A 23,066-nucleotide genomic window follows, 5' to 3' on the forward strand; every position below is an offset into this window, starting at 1 on the left:
CATTGTGTTCGTGGCGCCACCGATCTGGGACTTTTGGCCCTGGTCACTCCAAGTCACGGAAAGATGGTCGGAAAGGAGTCCGCGCAAAGGAGTGGTGATGACCCGCTACGAACTGCCCGATGTTGCCGACCTGATCCGCCTTGGCGAGCCCCATGAGAACGCCATCACGGTCTATGCGGAAACCGCACCGGGACCGGACGAGCGGGACAAGAGCGTGCTCACGGCGAAGAGCGCGGTGGACCGGGCACTGCGCACCATCCGCGAGTCCGGGGCGCGCCACGCCGTGGAGGAACAGCTGCGATCACGGTGGCACGAGATCGCAGAATCGGAACTGTGGCTGAGTCTGTCCCGTTCGGTGGCCATCTTCATCGCCGACGACTTCCATGAGGTCTACGTCCTGCCCAACGCCCTGGAGAGCCAGCTGCAGGTGGGCAGCTACTTCGACATCGGCCAGCTGGTCCGGGCGGTCACCACACCGCAGGAGGCGTATGCGCTGACGCTGTCCGCGGACGGTTGGAACCTGTGGCAGGCGACCGCCAGCACGCGAGCCGAGGAGTTGGAGCTCACCGGCGAGTACGCGGTCGACGTCGCCGACGCGACCAACCGCGCGACGGTGCGCGACCGGGGGCATGTGCGGCGCCTGGTCGGTGACGAGGGCAAGAAGCTGTTGCTGGAGCAGTACGCCAAGCGGGTCGCCGATGCGGTGGACGACGAACTGGGACAGCTCGATCCGTCGTCGACGCGGCCGCTGTACCTGTTCGCGACCGACCCGCTGCTCGACATGTATCGCGGCCTCGACCACAAACGCCAGATCGTGGCGGTGCCCGGTGCGGCGGACCAGCTGCGGCCCGATCAGATCGACGGCGCCATCCGTGAGTCGCTGCCCGCCCTGAACGCCGAGCAGGCCAGCGCCTGGGTCGACGAGTTGGGCAACGACATCAGCAAGGGACTGGTGGCCACCGATCTAGGCGATATCACCCGGGCCGCGACGGCCGGGGCGGTGGACACGCTGGTGTACAACTTCACCGTCGATGTGGTGGGCCGGATCGAAGCGGCCACCGGAGCGTTGCACTACGACGATTCCGGCTACGACGTCCTGTCCCGAGTCGCGGTGACGGTACTCGACAACGGCGGCGCGGCCTACGCCGTCCGGCCCGACGAGATCACCGCCGGCATCTGGAACCAGACTGCGGTCGCCAAGCTACGTTTCCCCCTGAGCTGACGACGCCGGCCCGTGCAGTGACCCGGCGGGTGCACCGAGGATGCGTTCGAAAGCCTGCAGGTAGGCACCCACCACCTTTTGCGCATTCGGCCCGCTGATGTCGGAACCCACGGCGCCGTCTGCCGCGATGGCGTCGATGAACGCATCGGCCAGATGGAGCCCCATGCCGGTGATGATGCCTGCGGCCTCGTGCGGGTAGTCCGTGTGGAAGACGCCTTCGTCGCACCCCTGGCGGATGATCGACTCCAACATGGGTGCGGTGGTGTGCATCGAGCCCTGGGTCATCTTCTGCCTCAACAGCGCATTGTTCTCGTCGTGCCACAACCGGATCAGCGTTGCCACCTCTGTGGCACTCTCCGATTTCCAGGCCCGCGACGCATCGAAGTAGGCGTGCATCTTGTCGAGTGCACTGCGGTCCGGGTCCTCGACGATGCCGGCCAACCGGGCGGTGGCGGTCTCGCCCATCTGCTCGATGACCCCCTCGAGCAATGCCCGCTTCGAGCGGAAATAGTGGTACAGCGCGCCTTTCGAGATCTGCAGTTCGGCCAGCAGATCCTCGATGGTCATGGCCTCGTAGCCCTTGTCGTGCATCAGCTGCAGGGCGGCATCGAGGATCTCCCGATGCCGGGCGGCGTATTCGGCGGGGTTCACCTGGCGTGCCACGCATCCTCCATTGACGTTGGGCGCAGTCCGAGCCTAGCCTAAAAATAGACCGTCGGTCGGTTTATCAATCAGGAGCCGCACATGCCTCAATCCACACCGCAGGCCCGGCAGCGCACCCGCGCGTTCGCCCGGATCCTCGGGCCGTTCGTCGCCGTCGCCACCTTGATCATCGCGATCCGGCTGCCCACCCTGCAGGACCTGCTCAGCGACCTGTTCACCAGCGGCACCCTGCCCTGGATCCTGGGCGCCGCCATGTTGTTGATGGGACTGGTCGTGATCGCCTTCCACCAGTACTGGTACAGCGTGACGGCGGTGCTGATCTCCCTGTTCGGCTGGTTCGTCGCACTGCGCGGAGCCGCCATGATGGCCATCCCGTCGGCCATCGAATCCGGCGCCGACGCCACCGTGACCAGCCCCGGGCTGCTGATCGCCGCGCGGTGCTTCTTCCTACTACTCACCGCGATGGGGTTGTGGTTCACCTACGTCGGCTGGCGCCCCGAGAGCGCCGACGGCCGGTGAGCCGACCGGACTCTTCAGTCCGTCGAGCACGAATCCCAGGTGGCGCCGCCATACGGCGTCCTCACCGTCGGCCATCGCGATCACCTTCGACATGGCCCACATCAACGTGGCCAGGTCATCGGCACCGAAGTCGGCACGCAGCACACCGGCATCCCTGGCCCGGCCCACCACAGCTTCGAGAAGCCCACCGGCGCGGCCACATTCGCCCGCGACGTCGACAGCACCTACCGGATTTCTGGCCACCGCCTCGTTGATGCTGCGGTCGGACGCCTGCATCGTGAACAGTCCGTCGAGGAATGCGGCGAATCCCCGCCACGGGTCGGCGTCGTCGAGCGCCTGCCGCGCCAACCGGTCGATGACGGCCAACCGGTCGGACAGCACCACATCCAGGAGTGCCCCGCGATTCGGGAAATGGTTGTAGAGCGTGCCGATGCTGACGCCGGCGGCACGGGCGATCTCGTCGAGGGGGACATCGACGCCCCGTTCGGTGAAGAGCTCGGCGGCCGCAGCCACCAAACGGTCCCGATTGCGGATCGCATCTGCGCGCTTCGCCGACATGCCGTCAGCATAGCGAAGTTGAGGGGGCACTCAACTTATGCTAGTAAGTTGAGCATGACCTCAACTTATACGTCCCCGGTCCTGGCGGTACTCGGCGTCGGACCCGGCCTCGGGTTGTCGATTGCTCAGCGATTCGGCACCGCCGGACACCGCGTGGCCCTGATCTCGCGGTCCCCTACGCGCCATCCCGACTATCTGGAAGCCCTGACCGGCAACGGCGTCGAGGCCGCCGCCTACGTGGCCGATGCGAACGATCCGGAACAACTCACGGCGACATTGGGTGCGGTGCGCGAGCGTTTCGGACGCATCGACGTCGGCTACTACGGGCCGGCCGCATTCGAAAAGGCACCCACCGAAGACATCGCCGATCTCGATGCCAACGGCGCCCGGGCGGCGCTGAACAGCGTGGTGCCCGCAGTCGACTTCGCGAGTCAGCTCCTGCCCGAGATGCGTGAACGCGGCAGCGGCGGGTTGTTGTTCGCCGGCGGGCTGAGCAGCGTGGTACCGATGCCCCCACTCGGTGGCCTGGCACTCGCGGCAGCGGCATTACGCAACTATGCGATCACCCTGCACGCCGCCCTCCGCCCCGTCGGCGTCTATGCCGGCACCATCACCATCGGCGGACTCATCGAGCGCGGTGACATTCACCGGGCGATGGCGGGTGACGCCGAGCTGCCGACGATAAATCCCGACGAACTGGCAGAACAGGCGTGGGGCCTTTACCGCGACGGCACCGAGGCCGAAGCGGTGATCAACCTACTTTCCTGACTTCTTCGGCTTCTCCGACGGCTCTTCAGCAGCCGGCTTGTCCGAAACAGCCTCGGGCAGAAGCGCTTCCAGCGCAGCACCGGTGATCCGACGGAAGCACCGGCGCGGCCGGGTCGCATCGAGAACGGCCACCTCGAGCGTCGCGGGACCGAGCGTCCGAGGCTCAGAGCCATTGCCGCTCGCGCTCAGCGCCTTCACGGCGATCTTGACCGCTGCACCCAGGTCGGCGTTCTCCGCGTACGACTCGTTCAATGCGGTGATGATCGGCTCGGTGGTCCCGCCCATCACCACGAAATGCGGCTCGTCGGCGATCGATCCGTCATAGGTGATCCGGTACAGCTCAGGGGCTTTCGTCTCGCCGTAGTGCGCCACCTCGGCCACGCACAGCTCGACCTCGTAGGGCTTGGCCTGCTCGGTGAAGATGGTGCCGAGCGTCTGCGCGTAGACGTTGGCCAGCTGACGGCCGGTGACGTCGCGGCGGTCGTAGGCGTACCCCCGGGTGTCGGCGAACTGGATGCCGCCGCGCCGCAGGTTGTCGAACTCGTTGAATCGCCCGACGGCGGCGAAGCCGACCCGGTCATAGAGCTCGCTGACCTTCTGCAGCGACCGCGACGGGTTCTCCGCCACGAACAGCACACCGCTGTCGTACGCCAGCGCCACGACGCTGCGTCCGCGGGCGATGCCCTTGCGCGCCAGTTCGGAGCGCTCACGCATCGCCTGCTCAGGCGAGATGAAGTACGGGAAGCTCATTTACCCCTCACCGCCCGTCCGGGTCCGGCGCGCGATGACCTCGCGGGCCAGCTCGGCGATGCGTTCCTCGGTGATCTCCACGGCACCCTCGGCACCGATGGTCACCGCGGTCGGATAGATCCCGCGCACCAGATCGGGCCCGCCGGTGGCGGAGTCGTCGTCGGCCGCGTCGTACAGCGCCTCGATGGCCACCTGGAGCGCCGAATCCGCATCCACCACACCGGGATAGAGCTTCTTGATCGATGACTTGGCGAAGATGGACCCGGACCCCACGGACTGGTAGCCCTCTTCTTCGATGTTCCAGCCACCTGCGGCGTCGAAGGACACGATCTGGCCGGCGTTCTCGGCGTCGGCCGCGTCGATGTCGTATCCGACCAGCAACGGCAGGGCCACGAAACCCTGCAGTGCCGCACCGAGATTGCCGCGCACCATGATGGCGAGGCGGTTGACCTTGCCGCGGAACGTCAGGGCGACGCCTTCGAGCTTCTCGTAGTGCTCGAGTTCCACCGCATAGAGCCGGGCGAACTCCACGGCGATGGCCGCGGTGCCCGCAATGCCCGTCGCGGTGTAGTCGTCGGTGATGTACACCTTCTGCACGTCACGGCCGGCGATCATGTTGCCCTGGGTCGACCGGCGGTCACCGGCGATCAGCACCCCTCCGGGGTATTTGATCGCGACGATGGTGGTCCCGTGCGGCACCGCGTTGGTGGGGTTGATGACGCCGTCTGCGACACGGTTGACCGGCAACAGTTCGGGAGCCTGCCGACGCAGCAGTTCAGAGAAAGACGACAGGTCCATGGCTACAGATTGGGTACCGGAGAGAGTGGGTCGGGAAAGAGACAGGTTTTCGTGCCAGGTCACTGGCCGCCCTTTTGGACGTATGCGCGCACGAAGTCTTCTGCGTTCTCTTCCAGCACATCGTCGATCTCGTCGAGCAGATCGTCGGTGTCTTCAGCCAGCTTCTCGCGACGCTCCTGGCCGGCAGCGGATGCACCCGGGAGGTCGTCATCCTCGCCGCCGCCACCGCCACGCTTGGTCTGCTCTTGAGCCATCGCTGCCTCCTGCAATTGTCATCGGCTGGGCTAACCGCCCAACCGGTTCTTCCACAGTACCGGTCGGCACCCCGATTGCCGGGGATAGCTCACCGGTCCAGATGGTCAGTTCGTGAGTTGATCGACGAGTTCGGCCGCGCTGTCCACGGAATCCAGCAGAGCGCCGACATGCGCCTTGCTCCCCCGCAGCGGCTCCAGCGTCGGAATCCGGACGAGCGAATCGCCGCCGAGATCGAAAATCACCGAGTCCCAGCTCGCCGCGGCGATGTCCGCACCGAATCGGCGCAGGCATTCGCCCCGGAAGTAGGCGCGGGTGTCGGTCGGAGGGTTGTCGACGGCATCCAGCACCTGCTGCTCGGTGACCAGGCGTTTCATCGAACCGCGGGCAACCAACCGGTTGTACAGGCCCTTGTCCAGGCGGACATCGGAGTACTGCAGATCGACCAGGTGCAGCCGCGGCGCCGACCAGGCCAGGTTCTCGCGGTTTCGGAAGCCCTCCAGCAACCGCAGCTTGGCCGGCCAGTCCAGGATCTCGGCGCATTCCATCGGGTCGCGCTCGAGCAGGTCCAGCACGTGGGCCCACGTCTCCACGACATGCGCGGCCCGTGGGTCCGGGTCCCGGCTGTCCACCAGCTTGGCCACCCGGTCCAGGTAGACCCGCTGCAGTGCCAATGCGGTCATCTCCCGGCCGTCGGCCAGCGCCACTGTGGCCCGCAGCGACGGGTCACGACTGATCACGTGCACGGCGTGCACCGGACGGGCCAGCGCGAGATCGGACAGGTCGAGCCCGAACTGCGGGCCCTCCTCGATCAGGTCGAGCACCAGGGAGCTGGTGCCGACCTTCAGATAGGTCGACGTCTCGGCCAGGTTGGCGTCACCGATGATGACGTGCAGCCGGCGGTACTTGTCGGCGTCGGCGTGCGGCTCGTCGCGGGTGTTGATAATGCCGCGCTTGAGCGTCGTCTCCAGCCCGACCTCGACCTCGATGTAATCGGCCCGCTGGGACAACTGGAAGCCGGGATCGTCCCCCGAGGGCCCGATACCGACACGGCCCGAGCCGGTCACCACCTGCCGTGACACCAGGAACGGCGTGAACCCCGCGATCACCGCGGAAAACGGGGTCTGGCGGCTCATCAGGTAGTTCTCGTGCGACCCGTACGAGGCGCCCTTGCCGTCCACGTTGTTCTTGTACAGCTGCAGCTTGACCGCGCCGGGCACGCTGGCCACGTGGCGGGCGGCGGCCTCCATCACCCGCTCACCGGCCTTGTCCCAGATCACCGCGTCCATCGGATCGGTGCACTCGGGCGCCGAGTACTCCGGGTGGGCATGGTCCACGTACAGCCGGGCACCGTTGGTGAGGATCATGTTCGCCGCGCCGACCTCGTCGGCGTCGACGATGGGAGCCGGTCCCGAGGCCCGGGACAGGTCGAATCCGCGGGCGTCGCGCAATGGCGATTCGACCTCGTAGTCCCACCGCGTGCGCTTGCCGCGCTGGATCCCGGCGGCCGCCGCGTACGCCAGCACCGCCTGAGTCGAGGTCAGGATCGGATTGGCAGTCGGATCGGACGGCGAGGAGATGCCGTATTCGACCTCTGTTCCGATGATCCGTTGCATGGGGCCAGCCTAGGTGACGGCTTGTGCGCCCCGAGCCGCCAGGTATTCGGGCCGTGGCCGCTTGGCCGCGAACGGGTCGGTCAGCGCGTTGTCCACCGAGTTGAACACCAGGAACACGTTCGAGCGCGGCAGGGGCGTGATGTTGGACCCCGAGCCGTGCAGCAGATTCGCGTCGAACCACAGCGCGGTGCCGGGCGGACCGGTGAACTGGTGGATGTCGTGCTCGTCGACGGCCTTGGTCAGCGTCGTCTGATCTGGCACGCCGATGTTCTGGGCGACCAGCGACGTGTCGTGGTTGTCGTCAGGCGTGGCGCCGACGCAGGGATAGAACGTCTGGTGCGATCCGGGGATCACCATCAGCGACCCGTTGTACGGGTAGTTCTCGGTCAGAGCGATCGAGCACGAAACCGCGCGGATCTCCGGCATGCCGTCCTCGGCATGCCAGGTCTCGAAGTCCGAATGCCAGTAGAACCCGGTCCCGGTGAACCCGGGCATGAGGTTGATCCTGGCCTGATGGATGTAGACGTCGCCGCCCAGCAGTTGCTGCGCGACCGGCAACACCGTGTCGAGCCGGACCACCTGGGCGACCAGGTCGCTCAGCAGATGCGGTTCGAAGATCGACCGGATCGTGCCACCCGGCTCCCGGATCACCCGCGGATCATCGGCATCCAGATCCGCTGCGATCCGGTCTAATTCGTGCCGGAGCAGCGGGAGCCAGTCATCCGACACGGTCTCCGGCGCCACCAGGTACCCGTACTCCGAGAAGCCGTCCAGGTGGGGCTGGCTGAGCGGGCCGTCCGCTGCGCCACCCCACACCACAAGCGCGTGCCGCGGTATCGGCTCGATGGCGTGGTCGAGCCGGGTCGGGTAGCGATCCTCGACCGCGACCATGATGTCCTCAGCGTCTGGCTGTGCCGTCATGCGACCGACTGCGGCGCCGGGTATACGCCGTTCTCGTCGTGCACCTCCCGCCCGGTCACCGGCGGGTTGAACACGCACAGCATGCGCAATTGCTCATCGCACGTGACTCGATGGCGGTCATTGTTGTTGAGCAGATACATGGTTCCGTCGGCGAGCGGGTACTGCTGCCCGGTCTCAAGGTCCGTCAGCGTGCCGGTGCCCTCGATCACCCAGACCGCCTCGACGTGATGCTGATAGTGGAACTCATTGACCGATCCGGCTTCGATGGTGGTCTCGTGGAACGAGAAACCGACACCGTCACCCGCCAGGATGATGCGCTTGGAGCGCCAGGTGCCGTCGGCCACGTCCCGGTCGGTCCCGGTGATCTCAGTGGTGGTGCGAACAATCATGTCTCAAGCCTCCTCAGGCGAGCGCGACGGCGACAGACTCGGCGAGAACGTCGAGCCCCTCGGACAATTCGGTTGCAAGTGCGGTCAGCGGCGGCAGCAGTTTGACCACCTCGTCGGACGGGCCACTGGTCTCCATCAGCGCACCGCGGTCGAAGGCGGCCCGGCACACCTGTCCGGCCAGGTGCGCCTCTTCGAACTTGAGGCCCTGGGCCATGCCGCGACCGCGGGCGGTCACTCCGTCGTGGGCCGCGGCGATCTCCTCCAGACGCGACCTGATCAGCTCACCCTTGACGGTCGTATCGGCGCTGAATTGGTCGTCCTGCCAATAGGTCTCGATTGCCGCCGTGGCGGTGATGAAGGCGGGATTGTGGCCACGGAACGTGCCGTTGTGCTCCCCCGGTGTCCACACGTCGAGGTCGCGGCGGAACAGGGTGAGCGCCATCGGCAGGCCGTAACCACTCACCGACTTCGATATCGTGACGATGTCGGGCACGATGCCTGCGGCCTCGAAGCTGAAGAACGGCCCCGTGCGGCCACAGCCCATCTGGACGTCATCGACGATCAGCAGGATGTCGCGTTCGCGGCACAGGTCGGACAGCGCACGCAGCCATTCGATCCGCGCGACGTTGAGACCGCCTTCGCCCTGGACGGTTTCGACGATCACCGCGGCGGGCCGGTTGAGCCCGCTGCCTGAATCGTCGAGTACACGCTCGAACCACTGGAAGTCCTCGGTGACCCCGCCGAAGTAGTTGTCGTAGGGCATCGGGGTGGCATGAACCAGCGGAATTCCCGCTCCGGCCCGCTTCATCGAATTGCCGGTGACCGACAGCGCACCCAGGGTCATACCGTGAAATGCGTTGGTGAAGCTGATAACCGACTCGCGCCCGGTCACCTTCCTGGCCAGCTTGAGCGCCGACTCGACCGAGTTGGCCCCGGTCGGCCCGGGGAACTGCACCTTGTAGTCGAGCCCGCGCGGCCGCAGGATGTGCTGCTCGAAGCTCTCCAGGAATCGCTGCTTGGCCGCGGTCGCGATGTCCAGCGAGTGCACAATGCCATCGGAGGCAAGGTATTCGAGCAGCGGCTGCTTGAGCGCCGGGTTGTTGTGGCCGTAGTTCAACGCCCCCGCACCGGCGAAGAAGTCGATGTAGGTACGCCCCGCGGTGTCGGTCACCCAGGAGCCGACCGCCCGATCCATCACGGTGGGCCAGCTGCGGCAATAACTGCGCACCTCGGATTCCACCGAGCTGAAGACGTCGGGCAGGTCAGATTCGGTCAGGGGAGCTGTCGTTGCGAGCAGCAAGGAACAATCCTTCCAATTCGGATCAAAATGGTTATCAGATAACTGATTTCAGCGTGAAAGCGGTGTGGTGATCGGCCCCATCCGCAGGATGGGCTCATCCTCGTGCGCTCCGCCGGCGTCGAGCAGGTCGGACCCGAAGTGCGGGTCTTCGACCAGGGGGACGCCGTGACGGCGCGCGAAGGCACCAAAGAATGCGCGTGATGCGGTATTGCCGGGGGCGACCGTGGCCTCCACGGTCACCGGACGCCCGTCACGCTGCGACCGCACCCGGTGGACGAGCGCGTCGAGCATGGTGCTGGCCAGCCCCCCGCCCTGCGCCGATGGCGCCACGGCCACCTGCCACACGAACAGGACATCGGGTCGCGGCGGCGGGTGGTAACCCGTGATGAATCCGTGCAGGTCACCGTCGCGTTCGGCCACTATTGACGTGGCAGCAAAATCAGTGGCCAGCAACAGATAGGCGTAGGTGGAATTCAGATCCAGCACCCCGGTAGCTTCCGCGAGGTCACGGATGCCAATCGCATCGGCACCCCGTGGTTGGCGCAGGAATTCTTCCCGGGAATGGCGTCCCGGGACGCTTTCTAAAACGTGCATATCGAGTTAAAAGTCACCACCGAACTTCTCAGCGATCATCGTCAGTTTCATGCCATCGGTGCCCTCGACGTAAGCACACCGCCCTGCCATGATCAAGCGCCGACACTCCTCCGGGCGCGCAGATCCGTCTGCGCAGACAGCTCTTGACCTGCATTAACTTCGACATTCGTCAATCTCAGAAAAGTGTTAGCGCCGTTATCCAATCGTTACATTTGGGCGGGGGTACCAGCTCGTCGCCCGCGGCCCTCCCCACCCCGCCGCCCAGTCCTACGGGAACAGGTGAACCGAACGCGTCCGCAACCATTTCCCGACCCCATTTTATTGGAAAAATTCCAATCGAAATTTAATAATCGCTGGTGCGGCGCACGACAATGTCCCAGCCGAATAGCCTCGGGGGCTTTCCCTGCAATCGGCGAATCGGCGTTGGTCCCCATATCGCACTGCGGGCAACACCACGTGATCCGTAGCCCAGCACCACCCGCCCCCAGCCGGTGCCGGTCACGACCAATACGGCCCCCGCGATGCCGGCACCGGTGACGGGATCGCCGGCGAGGGCGACACCGAGTATCGCGGCCCACAGCGGCTCGGTACCCACCAGAAGGCTGACCCTGGCCGGACTGGACGTGCTCAGCGCCCGCAGTTGAACCAGGAACGCGAACACCGTGCACGCCAACGCCAGGTAGCCGACGAGGGCCCATTCGGCCGGTCCGTAGGCAGCTGTCGTCGCCACAACGGACTGCCCAGACGCCACGCACAGCGCCGAAGCCACCGCAGCAACCGTCACCAGCTGCACCAAAGTGGTTCGTGCTGAATCGATCCCGTGACCGTCAGAGAAGCGTGCCATGACGGTGACGTGGACCACCCGCAACAAAGCGGCCATCACCATCACGATGTCCCCGATGCTCGGGACGGTCAGGCCGCCGGATTGGGTGAGCAACCCGCAACCGATGACCGCCAGCATCGCCGCGAGATAGAAGCGGCGCCCCACCCGCTGGCGCTGCATCGCCGGGGTGGCCACGATGGTGAGCGCCATGATCAGCCCCGCGTTGGAGGCCGAGGTCATTGTCACGCCATATGTTTCGGCGACACAGACGGCAGCCAGCAGACCACCTCCGACCACACCCGAAACCACCTCGGTGCGGGTCAGACCCGGCAACCGCCGGCACAGGACCATGGCCAGAACCGTTGCCGCGACCGCGAACCGCACCAACAGAAGCACGAAAATTGTTTGTGCCGTGGCGATTTCCTTGGTGGCCAGGTAACTCGAACCCCACACCACCGCCACGGCAAGCAAACAGAGGTCGGTGCGACGGGTCATGCGGATCAGCGTGTCGCCTGGCCAATAGTTCAGTCAAGCTAATGTTTCTACTGATTATATGTAGTATTACTTCATGGATGCTGGCCGCCTGCGGATGCTGCGTGAACTCGCCGACCACGGCACCGTTGCCGCGGTGGCCCAGGTGCTCTCCATGACGCCCTCGGCGGTCTCACAGCAACTCAAGATCCTGCAACGCGAGGCCGGTGTACCGCTGATCGAACCCGAAGGCAGACGGGTACGTCTCACCGATGCCGGACAGGTCCTGGTGGGCCACGCCGACGCCGTGTTGGCGGCCCTGGACCGCGCCCGGAACGAGATGGACGCCTACCGCAGCACCCCCCGCGGCACGGTCAGTGTGTCGTTCTTCCCATCCGGTGCGGCAATGCTGTTGGCCCCGTTGGTCATCCGGGCGGCCGAGCGCGGGGTCCAGGTGCTCGGGCGCGACGTCGACGTGCCGGCGTCCCGGGCACCGGCACAACTGGCCGACTTCGATGTCGTTGTGGTCCACCGCGACGAGCGCGACCCCGCCTCCTGGGGCCCGCGCTTCGAAGCCGAAGAACTGTTACGCGAGCCGTTGGACGTCGTCGTGCCGGCCGGGCACTCCCTCGCCGGCAGGGGTCAGGTACGGCTGGCCGATCTGGCCGACGAACGCTGGATCGGGGTCGAGGGTGGTCTGATGGTCGACGACGTCCTCAACTCGATAGCGACCCTGTCCGGCGTCCAGCCACGAATCACGCAGCGGATAAACGACTTCCGCGTGGTCGAGGAGCTGGTACAGGCAGGCACCGGCATCGCCCTGATGCCCCGCTACGTGAGGCTGACCCGCGACCTGGTGCGGCTGACGATCACCGACATCCCGGTGGCCCGCCGGGTGGAGGCGGTCACCCGCGTTGGGGCGAACACCCGGCCCGCGGTGAATGCCGTGCTGGAAGACCTGCGCGCGATCGCGGCGGACATCAGCTCAACGGCCGGCTGACTTGACCGCAGGCGAGCCGGCCCGGGACTGACCCGGGCCGGCTCGGCCTGGCGGACCGCCCTCCCGAGACCTACAGGTACTGGCCCAGGTTCGACTCGGTGTCAATCGCCCGCGACGCACTCGAGCTCTTCCCGGTGACGAGCGTACGGATGTAGACGATCCGCTCGCCCTTCTTGCCCGAGATGCGGGCCCAGTCATCGGGATTGGTCGTGTTGGGCAGGTCCTCGTTCTCGGCGAACTCGTCGACGATCGAATCCAACAGGTGCTGGATGCGCAGACCGGGCTGACCGGTCTCCAGCACGCTCTTGATGGCGTTCTTCTTCGCCCGGTCGACGACGTTCTGGATCATGGCGCCGGAGTTGAAGTCCTTGAAGTACATGACTTCCTTGTCACCGTTGGCGTAGGTGACCTCCAGGAACCGGTTGTCGTCGATCTCGGCGTACATCCGGTCCACGACCTTCTCGATCATGGTCTTGATCGTCAGCGACCGGTCGCCACCGAACTCGGCGAGATCGTCGGCGTGCACCGGCAGCGCCTCGGTCAGGTACTTCGAGAAGATGTCCTGTGCCGACTCGGCATCGGGCCGCTCGATCTTGATCTTGACGTCCAGGCGGCCGGGCCGCAGGATCGCCGGGTCGATCATGTCCTCACGGTTGGAGGCGCCGATGACGATGACGTTCTCCAACCCCTCCACGCCGTCGATCTCCGAAAGCAGCTGCGGCACAACCGTTGTCTCGACATCCGAACTGACGCCGGTGCCGCGGGTACGGAAGATCGAGTCCATCTCGTCGAAGAACACGATCACCGGAGTGCCTTCGGAGGCTTTCTCGCGGGCACGCTGGAAGATCAGCCGGATGTGACGTTCGGTCTCACCGACGAACTTGTTCAGCAGCTCGGGGCCCTTGATGTTGAGGAAGTAGCTCTTCGCCTCGCGGGCGTCGTCGCCACGAACCTCGGCCATCTTCTTGGCCAGCGAGTTCGCCACGGCCTTGGCGATGAGCGTCTTGCCGCACCCGGGCGGACCGTAGAGCAGCACACCCTTCGGCGGCCGCAGCGAGTACTCCCGGTAGAGCTCCTTGTGCAGGAACGGCAGCTCCACGGCATCGCGGATCTGCTCGATCTGCCGGCCCAGACCACCGATGTCGTTGTAGCTGACGTCGGGCACCTCTTCGAGCACCAGGTCCTCGACCTCGGCCTTCGGAATCCGCTCGAAGGCGTATCCGGCCTTGGTGTCGACCAGCAGCGAATCGCCCGGACGCAGTTTGCGGGGCCGGTCGTCGTCCTGCCTGGCGTCGGGAAGGTCGGGCAGGTCCTCGGCCGCGACGAGCGGCTCGGCCAACCAGACGATGCGTTCCTCGTCGGCATGCCCGACCACCAGGGCCCGGTGTCCGTCGGCCAGGATCTCGCGCAACGTGCTGATCTCACCGACGGACTCGAAGTTGCCCGCCTCGACCACGGTGAGCGCCTCGTTGAGCCGTACCGTCTGGCCCTGCTTGAGCGAGGAGGTATCGATGTTCGGCGAGCAGGTGAGTCGCATCTTGCGGCCGGAGGTGAACACGTCGACGGTGTCGTCGTCGTGGGTGCCGAGCAGCACGCCGTAGCCACTGGGCGGCTGGCCCAGCCGGTCCACCTCCTCGCGGAGGGCGAGCAGCTGCTGCCGGGCTTCCTTGAGGGTGTCCATGAGCTTGGCGTTGCGCGATGCGAGCGAGTCGATCCGGGCTTCAAGCTGGTGGACGTCACGGGCACTTCGCAGCCCACTCTGGGGCCCTACCGCATTCTCCAATTGCTCACGCAGAACCGCAGCCTCACGGCGCAGCGACTCGAGCTCGGCGGCATCATCGCTGGACATGGGTTGCGGGTGGCCCGCCGAGAAACTCTCGGCAGAGCCGTCCGAACGCTCTGACTCACTCATATTGCGCTCCCTCCCGCACCGTAAGTTGGTGCAGTAACAACTTCAACGCTACCGGCGATTCAGCCATTGTGTGCGCTCTAGGAACGAGACACACCAGCACCACTGTTAGCCTCTTAGTTCAGTTGGTCCGATCGAAAGGACAATCGTGGCCTTGAAAACCCTCGTTACCGGCTTCATCACCGCAGCTGCTGCCGCCGCCGTGGTGGGCGGAGCAGCAGCGGGTGTGACTTCTATTGCATCCAGCGGCATGTCGGCCGCCCCGGCGATCCAGCCGGTCGTGTTCGACGCGCCGCTGCCGGCCACTCCGGCACCGGACCTGGCTTCACCGCTGGTGCAGACCTTGCAGGCACTCGCCAGTGGCGGTTCGTTCAGCGGCAAGGCCCCCTACATCCAGGGTGGCATCGGCCGGATCGAGAGCATCGCCGCGGACCGCGCGTACAGCAAGGCCGCCGCTGAAGGAAAGTTCCCGCTGACCTTCAACATCGCCAACATCGATGACCAGGGCGGCGTGGCTTACGCCGACGTCACCGCCACCTCGGCGACGGGCGGCACCGCCACCCAGAACATCCAGTTCGTGGCGGGCCCGAGTCCGACCGGCTGGCAGATCTCCAAGGGGTCGGCCCTGAACCTGCTGTCCTCTGTCGGCTGAGTAGGTAGTTGAACCACAGCCGTATCGCAGTCCTGAGTGCCGCCACGATCGTGGCGGCACTTGGGCTCTGCGGGTGTAGTAGTGACGAGCACCCGGCCAAGAGGTCACACCCGACCACCAGCGCGGTGTCGACGACCATGCCGGCGGCTCCGCCAGCGGCACCGCTGCCTGCCCCCGAGGTACTGACCGGGGTGTTGGACCGGTTGGCCGACGTCAACGTCCCCGGCGCCGACAAGGTGGTCCTGGTGGAACAGGGCACGGCCGACGATGCCGCCGCGCTGGACAAGTTCGGCCGCGCACTGGCCGACAACGGCTTCATGCCGCTGACCTTCGAGGCCACCGACCTGGCCTTCTCGGAGACCGAGCCGAAGAACGTGGTGGCAACCGTCAAGGCCACCGCGGGCGGCGAGCATTCGGACCGCACATTCAGCTTCCCGATGGAATTCACCCCGCACGGCGACGGCTGGCAATTGACCAGACACACCGCCGACATGTTGCTGGTCATGGGCGCGGGTGCCGAGGCATCCACACCGCCCGCCCCGACGCCGCCCCGCTGAGCCATGTGGATCGGTTGGCTGGAGTTCGACCTGCTGCTGGGTGACGTGCATTCGCTCAAACAGAAACGCTCGGTCATCCGGCCGGTGGTCGCCGAGTTGCACCGCAAGCTCGCGGTGTCGGCGGCCGAAACCGGAACCCAGGATCTGCACCGCCGCGCCGGCATCGGTGTCGCTCTCGTCGCCGCCGACCGTCACCACGTGGTCGACGTGCTCGATGCCGCCGAACGAATGGTGGCCGGCCGCCCCGAACTCGAGCTGCTCTCCACCCGGCGGGGCCTGCACCACAGCGACGACTGAACCGTCAGGCCCGTATCCCGCGGATCGCCCGGCGCGCCATTTTCGACCTGAGGGCGGTGATGGCCGCCGCGAAGCAACCGCTATGCAGAAAGCGACGGCGATCGATACGCCGTCAGGCGCCCGACTCAGACTCGAGGGCGGCGTCGACGGCGGCCTGGACAGCGAGTTGACGCTTCTTGCGCAGCGGGACCGGCGCCACCGCGCCGGGCGCCAATTTGCGCGCACTGACCAGAAACGCGGTGTGGCCGCGCATGTTGTGTTCCGGGCGCACCGCCAGGCCCACCACGTGCCAGCCGCGCTGCATGCTCTCCCAGGCCCGCGGTTCGGTCCAGCACTGCTGCTCGCGCAGCGCCTCCACCACCCGCGACAGCTGGGTGACGGTGGCGACGTAGACCATCAGCACGCCACCGGCGACCAGGGCCTTGGCGACGGCGGGCAGCACCTCCCAGGGCGCCAGCATGTCCAACACCACGCGGTCCATCTCCGGGCCGTCGTAATCGGCGAGGTCGGCGACCACCAGGTCCCAGTTCTCCGGTCGCTCACCGAAAAACGTGATGACATTCTTCTCGGCGGTCGGCGCGTGATCGTCACGGATCTCGTACGACGTCACCCGGCCCTCGGGACCCACCGCCCGCAGCAGCGAGCACGTCAGCGCGCCGGAACCGGCACCGGCCTCCAACACCCGGGCGCCCGGGAAGATATCTCCCTCGTGGACGATCTGCGCGGCATCCTTCGGATAGATCACCTGCGCGCCGCGCGGCATCGACATCACGTAGTCGACCAGCAGCGGCCGCAGCACCAGGAACTGATCGCCGTTGGTCGATTTGATCACGCTGCCTTCCGGCAGCCCGATCACGTTGTCGAAGGCGATGATGCCGCGATGCGTGTGGAACTCACCGCCGGGGTTGAGCACCATCGTGTAGCGCCGGCCCTTGGCGTCGGTGAGTTGTACCCGGTCGCCAACGGCAAATGGTCCGGTCGGTCTCTTCCCTGCCACGGACGTCCAGCCTGCCAGTACACCCGCCGGGACGGTTGCCCGGGGTTGCGCAACTTTGTCGGAGCACCGTCCTAGGCTTACGGATGTGAGTGAAGAACCGGCCCCGACGCCGCGCCGCCCGGCGCTGTCGCCGTCGCGGGCCGGCGATTTCAAGCAGTGCCCGCTGCTCTACCGGTTCCGCGCCATCGATCGGCTCCCCGAGCCCCGGTCCACGGCGCAGTTGCGCGGTTCGCTGGTGCACGCCGCGTTGGAGCAGCTCTACGGGCTGCCCGCGGCCGAGCGGGTGCATGACACCGCGCTGACGCTGGTCGAGCCTGCGTGGAAGCAGGTCGTCGCCGCCGAGCCCGAGCTGGCCGACACCGAGTATCCGGCCACGTTGCTCGCCGAGGCCAGGGCTCTGTTGTCGGGGTACTACCGCCTGGAAGATCCGACCCGGTTCGATCCGCAGTGCTGCGAGCACCGCCTAGAGGTCGAACTGGCCGACGGCACGCTGCTGCGCGGTTTCGTCGACCGGATCGATGTCGCCCCGTCGGGCGAATTGCGCGTCGTCGACTACAAGACCGGCAAGGCCCCACCGGAGGCGCGGGCCCAGGCCGAGTTCAAGGCGATGTTCCAGATGAAGTTCTACGCCGTGGCGTTGCTGCGTTCGCGTGGAGTGATGCCGTCGCGGCTGCGGCTGCTGTATCTGGCCGACGGCCAGGTGCTCGACTACTCCCCCACGCACGACGAGCTGCTGCGGTTCGAGCGCACGTTGATGGCGATCTGGAAGGCAATCCAGGTTGCCGGGGCCACCGGAGACTTCCGGCCCAACCCGTCGCGGTTGTGCTCGTGGTGTGCGCATCAGAGTTTGTGTCCGGCGTTCGGCGGCACCCCGCCGCCGTATCCCGGGTGGCCAGAATCAGGAGCTGCATGATCGGGTGTCACTACCATCGGCTCGGCGTCGATGGTGAGTACCAGTTGTTCGAATCCACCGCCGACACCCGAAGTAACTGGGATCCGGCCATTCAGCACGGCTCCCCGCCGCTGGCGCTGTTGACCAAGGTGATCGAGGAACTGACCGCCGGGTCCGGACTGCGGGTGGGACGGTTGACTCTCGACATCCTCGGCGCCATTCCCGTTGCGCCGGTGCGGGTCCGGGCCTGGGTGGAGCGGCCCGGCTCACGCATCTCGATGGTCGCCTCGGAGATGGAGGCGGCCCGGCCCGACGGCACGTGGCGCGCGGTGGCGCGGGTTACGGCGTGGCTGCTGGCTCCCAGCGACACCAGTGACGTGGCCACCGACCGCTTTGAACCGTTGGTGGAAGGTGAGGCCGCCGACGTCGCACACAACTGGGAAGGCGCACCGGGCTATCTGGAAAGTGTGTCCTGGCGCAGGCAGCGCACCGTCGAGGGCGAGGCCGCCGTGGCCTGGATGAGCCCGTTGACACCGGTGGTCGACGACGAGGAGACGACGGCCCTGCAGCGCCTGGCGCTCGTGGTGGATTCCGCCAACGGTATTGGCGCAGCGTTGGATCCGGAGAAGTTCATCTTCATGAATACCGACACCGCGGTGCATCTCCACCGGCTTCCCGAAGGCTCGGACTTCGCGCTGCGAGCCCGCGGTTCCATCGGACCGGACGGTGTCGGTGCGACGACCGCGGAAATCTTTGACCGCAAAGGGTTTATCGGAACCTCGGCGCAGACACTGCTGGTGATGCGGGCGCCGTGATCACCGAGCTGCGCCGTCAGTTCGACCTGGCCTGGGCGCTGGCCGACCTGCACCTCTCCGCCCTGTCCGACGAGGATCACCTATGGGAGCCCGGTCCCCTGGTGTGGACGGTGCACGAGGATTCCTCGGGTCGGTGGTGGCCGGACTTCGCCGACGTCGAGCCCGACCCGATTCCGGTTCCGACCATCGGCTGGCTCACCTGGCACATGATCTTCTGGTGGTCGACCGCCCTGGACCACGTCGACGGCCGACCCCCAACGCCGCGTGCCGAGATCGACTGGCCCGGCCCTGAGGCCGCCGTGCAGCGGATCCGGGTGCTCAGTGCCCGCTGGAGCGGCCTGCTGGAATCGCTGACCGACACGGATCTTGCTGTCCCAGCGGCATTTCCGTGGGGGCCGGACGCCGGCCGGTCACTCGCCGACATGGCGTTGTGGCTGAACGTCGAGCTGGCGAAGAACGCCGCCGAGATCGGCCAGCTGCGGACGCTGCGCGCCGCGACCCGATCCCGCGGCTGAGCGGGGCCGCTCGACAACCGCGCCGGACGTCGAAAGGCGTCAGCTATTTCGCTGAGCGGAAATACGGTTCGACGGTGCCACTGAGCTTGACGACCATAGGATTTCCGCGACGATCCTTCGCAGTAGGGACTTCAACACGTACCCAACCCTCGGCCACGTCGTATTCGTGAACATTGGTTTTCTCGACGCCGTTGAACCGGATACCCACGTCGCGGAGGAGCACCTCTTCGTTGTAGAAGGCGCTCCGCGGGTCGATGGAGAGGTGATTCGGTGGAACGTCTGCGTTCTGATCCTCGGACATGATGGCCTTCGTTGAATGCTGCGTTAGGTGCTCGGATTGATCCTCAGAGAATCTACGCGACCCTGCAGTACCGGGTTGCGCTCAGGTCGTGGCGGGCCGAACTGGGGCGGACGGCGCTGAGATTTCTTGGTTGTATTCGCTTGTATCTATATAGATGTAATGCAATACTCGATGCATGGACGTGTTCGAGGCAGTCGCCGAACCAAGTCGCCGCGCATTGCTCGACGCCCTCGTCGAGGGTGAGCGCACCGCGGGTGAGCTCGTGGCAACCCTGCCGGAGCTGACTCAACCCACCGTGTCGCGGCATCTGCGGGTGCTGCGCGAGGTCGGTCTGGTCGAGGTACGGCCCGATGCTCAACGCCGCATCTACGCGCTGCGTCCCGACGGACTGATGCAGATCGACGAGTGGATCGAGCGGTACCGCCGCTACTGGTCCGATCATCTCGATGCCCTGGAGCGTCATCTCAAAGCGACCCACAAGGAGACGAAATGACCAGCCGTGAAGGAAAGCTCACCGTCGACGGCGATCAGGCCGCACTGAGTTTCGAGCGGCGCCTCCCCTATCCCGTCGACGCGGTGTGGGCCGCCATCACCGATCCCGAACAGCGCAATCAATGGATGGGCGAAACGACGATCGACGCCCGTGAAGGCGGCACGATCGAGATGATCCCCCATTCGCCTCCGATCCCGCCGCAGCAGAAGAAGATGACCGGACGGATCCGGGTGTGGGACCCGCCAAGGATTTTCGAGCACGAATGGAGCCAGTCCGTGTTGTCTGCTCCCGAGCCCGGTGTCGTGCGCTACGAACTGACCCCCGACGGCGACGGCACCCTGCTGCGGTTCAGCCACCGCGGCCTGACGGTCTCGGACGGCCAGGGCTTCCACCCGGGCACTCACGCCTATCTGGACCGGCTCGAGGCGCATCTCGGCGGACAGCCATTGCCCGACTGGGCCCGGCGCTATCAGGACGTCGCCAAGAAGCTCGGCACCTAGTGGACCCGATAGAAGGAAACAACATGCCACACAATGGAACTGACATTGCCGCACCCACGATCGCCGTGGTCTACCACTCCGGATTCGGCCACACGTCAACCCTGGCCGATGCTGTCGCGGCGGGCGCTCGTGACGGCGGCGCCGACGTCACCGTCATCCACGTCGACACCATGTCCGACGAGCATTGGGACCTGCTGGACAACATCGACGCCATGATCTTCGGCTGCCCCACCTACATGGGCAACGTCTCGGCAGGATTTCAGACATTCGCCGAGAAAACCGGCCGGCGGTGCATGGACGGCACTTGGCGAGACAAGGTGGCCGCCGGCTTCACGAACTCCGGAGGCAAGAGCGGCGACAAGCTCAACACACTCAGTTCATTGGTGGTCTTCGCCGCCCAACACCACATGCATTGGGTCAACCTGGGTTTGAGCACCGGCTGGAACCACTCGTTCAGCAGCGAGGACGATCTCAACCGGCTCGGCTTCTTCCTGGGCGCCGGCGCTCAGACCAACGTGGACGCCAACCCCGACCAGGTGCATCCCTCCGATGTGCGCACCTGCCACCACCTCGGGCAGCGGGTCGCGCTGGTGACGCGCCAGCTCAACATCGGCCGCACGTTCAGTCCAGCGGCTTCAGCTCCTGCAGCATCGTAGGAACCAATTCGCTGACGGTGGGATGGATGTGCATGGTCCGCGATATCGCGGTGTAGGGCAGTTTCGCGGTCATGACGTCGAGAATGGAATGCACCACCTCGTCACCGCCGACCCCGAAGATGGCTGCCCCCAGAATCTCTTCGGTGTCGGCATCCACCACCACCTTCATGAAGCCCTGGGTTTCACCCTTCTCCACTGCGCGGCCGACCCGGGTCATCGGGCGCTTGCCCACCAACGCTTTTCGGCCCGATTGCCGCACCTGGTCGACGGTCATGCCGGCCCGGCCCAGCGGTGGATCGATGTAGAGCGCGTAGGTGGTGATGCGATCGCTCACCCGCCGCGGGTCGTCATCGAGCAGATTGGCGGCGACGATCTCGAAGTCGTTGTAGGACGTGTGGGTGAACGCGCCCTTGCCGTTGCAGTCCCCCATTGCCCAGATGTGCCCGGCCGTAGTGCGCAGCTGATCATCGACCACGACGTAGCCGCGACCGTCGAGCTCCACGCCGGCGTGCTCCAACCCGAGGTCGTCGGTGTTGGGTGTGCGCCCCACCGCGAGCAGCAGGTGTGTCCCGACGATCGGATCGGCGCCGTCGCGCGGGATCACCGCAAAACCACCGTCCTGCTTGCTGAACCGGATGTCGGTGGCGTTCAGCACCACACCGATGCCCTCGGCCCGCAGGACCTCGGCGATCGTGGCCGACACGTCCTCGTCCTCACGGGAGGTGAGCCGCGGCCCCTTCTCGATCACCGTCACCCGCGCACCGAACCGCCGGTACATCTGCGCGAATTCCAGAGCGATGTAACTGCCGCCCACGATCACGAGGTGCTCGGGCAGAACGTCCAGGTCCAGGATGCCGACATTGGTCAGGTAGTCGATGCCGTCCAAGCCGGGAAAATCCGGGACCACCGCGCGGCCACCGACATTGAGGAAGATCCGCTCGGCCCGCAGCAGTTCACCGTCGACGTCGACGGTGTGCGGGTCCACGAAACGGGCATGTCCGCGGATCAGCTCCGCACCGTCCATGCCCTGCAGCCAGTCCTCGACCCCGTGCCGGTCGGACAGCATGATCGCATCCTTGCGGGCCTTGACCTTGCCCATGTCGACGGCGACTTCGCCTGTGCCGATGCCGAAATCAGCTCCGCGACGTGCCAGGTGGGCGGCGTGCGCGCTGGCCACGAGGGTCTTGGTGGGGATGCAGCCGTAGTTGACACACGTACCGCCGACCAGCTTGCGTTCGATCACCGCGACGGTCTGGCCCGCGGCGGTCAGCCGGCCCGCCAGCGGCGGCCCGGCCTGACCCGCGCCGATGACGATCGCGTCGAAACTCCGCGCGGGCGCCACGCGCTAGACGATCGCGGTCAGGGCGGCGATCGCGAAACCGCCGAGCACGGCGACCGCATCCTCGACGAGAGCGACCGGCAGATCATGCCCATCGTTGCGGGCGACCAGGCGGCTGCGTGCCTCGTATCCGCCCAAGGTTCCCAGCACCGCGCCGACGAGACCCGCGCCCAGACCACCGAAGGTGTACCCCCACGCCGTACCGATCACCGCACCGGCGAAGGCGCCGGTGAGCAGGCGAGCGACGAACTGCACGGGCGTCTTACGACTCGGTGTGCGCGGAAGCTGGTCGGTAACCAGCTCCACCACAGCGAGAACGGTCAACACGGTGACCGTGACGGGGTGCGCCAACCACTCGGCCCAGGTGCCGTCGAGGTTGATCCAGCTCAGTGCAGCGGCCCAGGCCACCGCGGCCGGGGCAGTGAACGCCCGCAATCCGGCCACCACGCCGATGAGCAGAGCCAACAACAGAACCAGAAAATGCGTCACGGCAACCTCC

The 23,066-nt window shown here is 66.2% G+C and carries 29 protein-coding genes; 13 read left to right on the forward strand and 16 right to left on the reverse strand.

Annotated elements, in window-relative coordinates:
* Positions 1-97: 97 nt before the first annotated feature.
* Positions 98-1,222, forward strand: coding sequence for a baeRF11 domain-containing protein (locus AC4ELS_RS27395; RefSeq protein ID WP_499050168.1), 1,125 nt, complete (start codon positions 98-100; stop codon positions 1,220-1,222).
* On the opposite strand, the gene AC4ELS_RS27400 is transcribed toward AC4ELS_RS27395, so the two are convergent.
* The gene (locus tag AC4ELS_RS27400; protein ID WP_499050171.1) at positions 1,202-1,885 is read right to left on the reverse strand and encodes a TetR/AcrR family transcriptional regulator; all 684 of its coding nucleotides are present in this window, start codon (positions 1,883-1,885) and stop codon (positions 1,202-1,204) included. The genes AC4ELS_RS27395 and AC4ELS_RS27400 overlap by 21 nt on opposite strands.
* Before the next feature lie 81 nt (positions 1,886-1,966).
* Between AC4ELS_RS27400 and AC4ELS_RS27405 the strand changes: the two genes are divergently transcribed.
* Positions 1,967-2,404, forward strand: a complete 438-nt coding sequence (locus AC4ELS_RS27405) for a hypothetical protein (protein ID WP_499050173.1) — start codon at positions 1,967-1,969, stop codon at positions 2,402-2,404.
* Here AC4ELS_RS27405 and AC4ELS_RS27410 read toward each other — a convergent pair.
* Positions 2,336-2,962: a TetR/AcrR family transcriptional regulator gene (locus tag AC4ELS_RS27410; RefSeq protein WP_499050176.1), complete on the reverse strand. Its 627-nt coding sequence runs from the start codon at positions 2,960-2,962 to the stop codon at positions 2,336-2,338. The two genes, AC4ELS_RS27405 and AC4ELS_RS27410, sit on opposite strands and share 69 nt — an antisense overlap.
* Before the next feature lie 54 nt (positions 2,963-3,016).
* Here AC4ELS_RS27410 and AC4ELS_RS27415 point away from each other — a divergent pair, with 54 nt between their 5' ends.
* The gene (locus tag AC4ELS_RS27415; protein WP_499050179.1) at positions 3,017-3,730 is read left to right on the forward strand and encodes an SDR family NAD(P)-dependent oxidoreductase; all 714 of its coding nucleotides are present in this window, start codon (positions 3,017-3,019) and stop codon (positions 3,728-3,730) included.
* Here AC4ELS_RS27415 and prcA read toward each other — a convergent pair.
* From prcA to AC4ELS_RS27460, 9 genes are all read right to left on the reverse strand, one after another.
* Positions 3,719-4,480: a proteasome subunit alpha gene (prcA, locus tag AC4ELS_RS27420; protein ID WP_064887179.1), complete on the reverse strand. Its 762-nt coding sequence runs from the start codon at positions 4,478-4,480 to the stop codon at positions 3,719-3,721. The genes AC4ELS_RS27415 and prcA overlap by 12 nt on opposite strands.
* Positions 4,481-5,278, reverse strand: a complete 798-nt coding sequence (prcB, locus tag AC4ELS_RS27425; protein WP_064887178.1) for a proteasome subunit beta — start codon at positions 5,276-5,278, stop codon at positions 4,481-4,483. It lies immediately after the preceding gene.
* A gap of 59 nt (positions 5,279-5,337) precedes the next feature.
* On the reverse strand, positions 5,338-5,532 hold the full coding sequence (locus AC4ELS_RS27430) for a ubiquitin-like protein Pup (RefSeq protein WP_055114885.1): 195 nt from the start codon (positions 5,530-5,532) through the stop codon (positions 5,338-5,340).
* Positions 5,533-5,637: 105 nt separating this feature from the next.
* The gene (dop, locus tag AC4ELS_RS27435) at positions 5,638-7,146 is read right to left on the reverse strand and encodes a depupylase/deamidase Dop (protein ID WP_064887177.1); all 1,509 of its coding nucleotides are present in this window, start codon (positions 7,144-7,146) and stop codon (positions 5,638-5,640) included.
* A 9-nt stretch (positions 7,147-7,155) separates the two neighbouring features.
* Complete coding sequence (thpD, locus tag AC4ELS_RS27440; RefSeq protein WP_499050182.1) at positions 7,156-8,067, reverse strand: ectoine hydroxylase; 912 nt, start codon at positions 8,065-8,067, stop codon at positions 7,156-7,158.
* A complete protein-coding gene (locus AC4ELS_RS27445; RefSeq protein ID WP_064887175.1) occupies positions 8,064-8,456 on the reverse strand; it encodes an ectoine synthase in 393 nt (130 codons plus the stop codon). Before AC4ELS_RS27445 ends, thpD begins: the two co-directional genes overlap by 4 nt.
* Before the next feature lie 13 nt (positions 8,457-8,469).
* Entirely contained in the window at positions 8,470-9,756 is a 1,287-nt protein-coding gene (gene ectB, locus AC4ELS_RS27450) for a diaminobutyrate--2-oxoglutarate transaminase (RefSeq protein ID WP_448443079.1), read from the reverse strand.
* A gap of 48 nt (positions 9,757-9,804) precedes the next feature.
* Positions 9,805-10,350, reverse strand: a complete 546-nt coding sequence (gene ectA / locus AC4ELS_RS27455) for a diaminobutyrate acetyltransferase (protein ID WP_064887173.1) — start codon at positions 10,348-10,350, stop codon at positions 9,805-9,807.
* Between the two features lie 343 nt (positions 10,351-10,693).
* Positions 10,694-11,668 (reverse strand): DMT family transporter, encoded by a 975-nt coding sequence (locus AC4ELS_RS27460; RefSeq protein ID WP_499050185.1) that lies wholly within the window; start codon positions 11,666-11,668, stop codon positions 10,694-10,696.
* Positions 11,669-11,741: 73 nt separating this feature from the next.
* On the opposite strand from AC4ELS_RS27460, the gene AC4ELS_RS27465 reads away from it, so the two are divergent.
* Complete coding sequence (locus AC4ELS_RS27465) at positions 11,742-12,644, forward strand: LysR family transcriptional regulator (protein ID WP_448443083.1); 903 nt, start codon at positions 11,742-11,744, stop codon at positions 12,642-12,644.
* A gap of 70 nt (positions 12,645-12,714) precedes the next feature.
* Here AC4ELS_RS27465 and arc read toward each other — a convergent pair whose 3' ends face one another.
* The gene (arc, locus tag AC4ELS_RS27470; protein WP_499050188.1) at positions 12,715-14,556 is read right to left on the reverse strand and encodes a proteasome ATPase; all 1,842 of its coding nucleotides are present in this window, start codon (positions 14,554-14,556) and stop codon (positions 12,715-12,717) included.
* A gap of 145 nt (positions 14,557-14,701) precedes the next feature.
* Here arc and AC4ELS_RS27475 point away from each other — a divergent pair, with 145 nt between their 5' ends.
* From AC4ELS_RS27475 to AC4ELS_RS27485, 3 genes are read left to right on the forward strand one after another with little or no spacing between them, the layout of a single operon-like run.
* Complete coding sequence (locus tag AC4ELS_RS27475; RefSeq protein WP_082940169.1) at positions 14,702-15,205, forward strand: MTB12 family secreted protein; 504 nt, start codon at positions 14,702-14,704, stop codon at positions 15,203-15,205.
* 8 nt (positions 15,206-15,213) lie between these two features.
* Positions 15,214-15,762 (forward strand): lipoprotein LppK, encoded by a 549-nt coding sequence (gene lppK, locus AC4ELS_RS27480; RefSeq protein ID WP_498888467.1) that lies wholly within the window; start codon positions 15,214-15,216, stop codon positions 15,760-15,762.
* A gap of 3 nt (positions 15,763-15,765) precedes the next feature.
* Positions 15,766-16,059: a DUF503 domain-containing protein gene (locus AC4ELS_RS27485; RefSeq protein ID WP_448443088.1), complete on the forward strand. Its 294-nt coding sequence runs from the start codon at positions 15,766-15,768 to the stop codon at positions 16,057-16,059.
* Between the two features lie 112 nt (positions 16,060-16,171).
* Here the strand turns inward: AC4ELS_RS27485 and AC4ELS_RS27490 are convergent, their stop codons facing one another.
* On the reverse strand, positions 16,172-17,056 hold the full coding sequence (locus AC4ELS_RS27490) for a tRNA (adenine-N1)-methyltransferase (protein ID WP_064887168.1): 885 nt from the start codon (positions 17,054-17,056) through the stop codon (positions 16,172-16,174).
* An 85-nt stretch (positions 17,057-17,141) separates the two neighbouring features.
* Here AC4ELS_RS27490 and AC4ELS_RS27495 point away from each other — a divergent pair, with 85 nt between their 5' ends.
* The 3 genes from AC4ELS_RS27495 to AC4ELS_RS27505 are packed head-to-tail and all read left to right on the forward strand — an operon-like array spanning position 17,142 to position 19,278.
* Positions 17,142-17,969 (forward strand): RecB family exonuclease, encoded by an 828-nt coding sequence (locus tag AC4ELS_RS27495; RefSeq protein ID WP_499050192.1) that lies wholly within the window; start codon positions 17,142-17,144, stop codon positions 17,967-17,969.
* Positions 17,966-18,763 carry a thioesterase family protein gene (locus tag AC4ELS_RS27500; RefSeq protein WP_498888462.1) on the forward strand — a complete coding sequence of 266 codons (798 nt, stop codon included), beginning with the start codon at positions 17,966-17,968 and terminating at the stop codon, positions 18,761-18,763. The genes AC4ELS_RS27495 and AC4ELS_RS27500 overlap by 4 nt, the downstream gene beginning before the upstream one ends.
* Positions 18,760-19,278: a DinB family protein gene (locus tag AC4ELS_RS27505; RefSeq protein ID WP_448443092.1), complete on the forward strand. Its 519-nt coding sequence runs from the start codon at positions 18,760-18,762 to the stop codon at positions 19,276-19,278. The genes AC4ELS_RS27500 and AC4ELS_RS27505 overlap by 4 nt, the downstream gene beginning before the upstream one ends.
* Before the next feature lie 43 nt (positions 19,279-19,321).
* On the opposite strand, the gene AC4ELS_RS27510 is transcribed toward AC4ELS_RS27505, so the two are convergent.
* Positions 19,322-19,579 (reverse strand): DUF3297 family protein, encoded by a 258-nt coding sequence (locus tag AC4ELS_RS27510; protein WP_064887164.1) that lies wholly within the window; start codon positions 19,577-19,579, stop codon positions 19,322-19,324.
* 175 nt (positions 19,580-19,754) lie between these two features.
* Between AC4ELS_RS27510 and AC4ELS_RS27515 the strand changes: the two genes are divergently transcribed.
* Genes AC4ELS_RS27515 through AC4ELS_RS27525 form a run of 3 tightly spaced genes read left to right on the forward strand, consistent with a single transcriptional unit; the run spans position 19,755 to position 21,228 of the window.
* Complete coding sequence (locus AC4ELS_RS27515; RefSeq protein ID WP_064887160.1) at positions 19,755-20,072, forward strand: ArsR/SmtB family transcription factor; 318 nt, start codon at positions 19,755-19,757, stop codon at positions 20,070-20,072.
* Positions 20,069-20,572: an SRPBCC family protein gene (locus AC4ELS_RS27520; protein ID WP_499050195.1), complete on the forward strand. Its 504-nt coding sequence runs from the start codon at positions 20,069-20,071 to the stop codon at positions 20,570-20,572. The genes AC4ELS_RS27515 and AC4ELS_RS27520 overlap by 4 nt, the downstream gene beginning before the upstream one ends.
* A 23-nt stretch (positions 20,573-20,595) precedes the next feature.
* Positions 20,596-21,228: a flavodoxin family protein gene (locus AC4ELS_RS27525; protein WP_491840643.1), complete on the forward strand. Its 633-nt coding sequence runs from the start codon at positions 20,596-20,598 to the stop codon at positions 21,226-21,228.
* Here the strand turns inward: AC4ELS_RS27525 and AC4ELS_RS27530 are convergent.
* Entirely contained in the window at positions 21,194-22,570 is a 1,377-nt protein-coding gene (locus tag AC4ELS_RS27530; protein ID WP_491840642.1) for an FAD-containing oxidoreductase, read from the reverse strand. The genes AC4ELS_RS27525 and AC4ELS_RS27530 overlap by 35 nt on opposite strands.
* A 3-nt stretch (positions 22,571-22,573) precedes the next feature.
* Entirely contained in the window at positions 22,574-23,056 is a 483-nt protein-coding gene (locus AC4ELS_RS27535) for a DUF4126 family protein (protein WP_064887157.1), read from the reverse strand.
* Between the last annotated feature and the right edge of the window lie 10 nt (positions 23,057-23,066).

This window comes from Mycobacterium shunyiense (assembly GCF_058270035.1).

Coding starts and splice junctions, on each gene's coding strand:
- AC4ELS_RS27395 (WP_499050168.1), top strand. CDS start 98: ATGACCCGCTACGAACTGCCCGATGTTGCCGACCTGATCCGCCTTGGC.
- AC4ELS_RS27405 (WP_499050173.1), top strand. CDS start 1,967: ATGCCTCAATCCACACCGCAGGCCCGGCAGCGCACCCGCGCGTTCGCC.
- AC4ELS_RS27410 (WP_499050176.1), bottom strand. CDS start 2,962: ATGTCGGCGAAGCGCGCAGATGCGATCCGCAATCGGGACCGTTTGGTG.
- AC4ELS_RS27415 (WP_499050179.1), top strand. CDS start 3,017: ATGACCTCAACTTATACGTCCCCGGTCCTGGCGGTACTCGGCGTCGGA.
- prcA (WP_064887179.1), bottom strand. CDS start 4,480: ATGAGCTTCCCGTACTTCATCTCGCCTGAGCAGGCGATGCGTGAGCGC.
- prcB (WP_064887178.1), bottom strand. CDS start 5,278: ATGGACCTGTCGTCTTTCTCTGAACTGCTGCGTCGGCAGGCTCCCGAA.
- AC4ELS_RS27430 (WP_055114885.1), bottom strand. CDS start 5,532: ATGGCTCAAGAGCAGACCAAGCGTGGCGGTGGCGGCGGCGAGGATGAC.
- dop (WP_064887177.1), bottom strand. CDS start 7,146: ATGCAACGGATCATCGGAACAGAGGTCGAATACGGCATCTCCTCGCCG.
- thpD (WP_499050182.1), bottom strand. CDS start 8,067: ATGACGGCACAGCCAGACGCTGAGGACATCATGGTCGCGGTCGAGGAT.
- AC4ELS_RS27445 (WP_064887175.1), bottom strand. CDS start 8,456: ATGATTGTTCGCACCACCACTGAGATCACCGGGACCGACCGGGACGTG.
- ectA (WP_064887173.1), bottom strand. CDS start 10,350: ATGCACGTTTTAGAAAGCGTCCCGGGACGCCATTCCCGGGAAGAATTC.
- AC4ELS_RS27460 (WP_499050185.1), bottom strand. CDS start 11,668: ATGACCCGTCGCACCGACCTCTGTTTGCTTGCCGTGGCGGTGGTGTGG.
- AC4ELS_RS27465 (WP_448443083.1), top strand. CDS start 11,742: ATGGATGCTGGCCGCCTGCGGATGCTGCGTGAACTCGCCGACCACGGC.
- arc (WP_499050188.1), bottom strand. CDS start 14,556: ATGAGTGAGTCAGAGCGTTCGGACGGCTCTGCCGAGAGTTTCTCGGCG.
- AC4ELS_RS27485 (WP_448443088.1), top strand. CDS start 15,766: ATGTGGATCGGTTGGCTGGAGTTCGACCTGCTGCTGGGTGACGTGCAT.
- AC4ELS_RS27500 (WP_498888462.1), top strand. CDS start 17,966: ATGATCGGGTGTCACTACCATCGGCTCGGCGTCGATGGTGAGTACCAG.
- AC4ELS_RS27510 (WP_064887164.1), bottom strand. CDS start 19,579: ATGTCCGAGGATCAGAACGCAGACGTTCCACCGAATCACCTCTCCATC.
- AC4ELS_RS27515 (WP_064887160.1), top strand. CDS start 19,755: ATGGACGTGTTCGAGGCAGTCGCCGAACCAAGTCGCCGCGCATTGCTC.
- AC4ELS_RS27520 (WP_499050195.1), top strand. CDS start 20,069: ATGACCAGCCGTGAAGGAAAGCTCACCGTCGACGGCGATCAGGCCGCA.
- AC4ELS_RS27525 (WP_491840643.1), top strand. CDS start 20,596: ATGCCACACAATGGAACTGACATTGCCGCACCCACGATCGCCGTGGTC.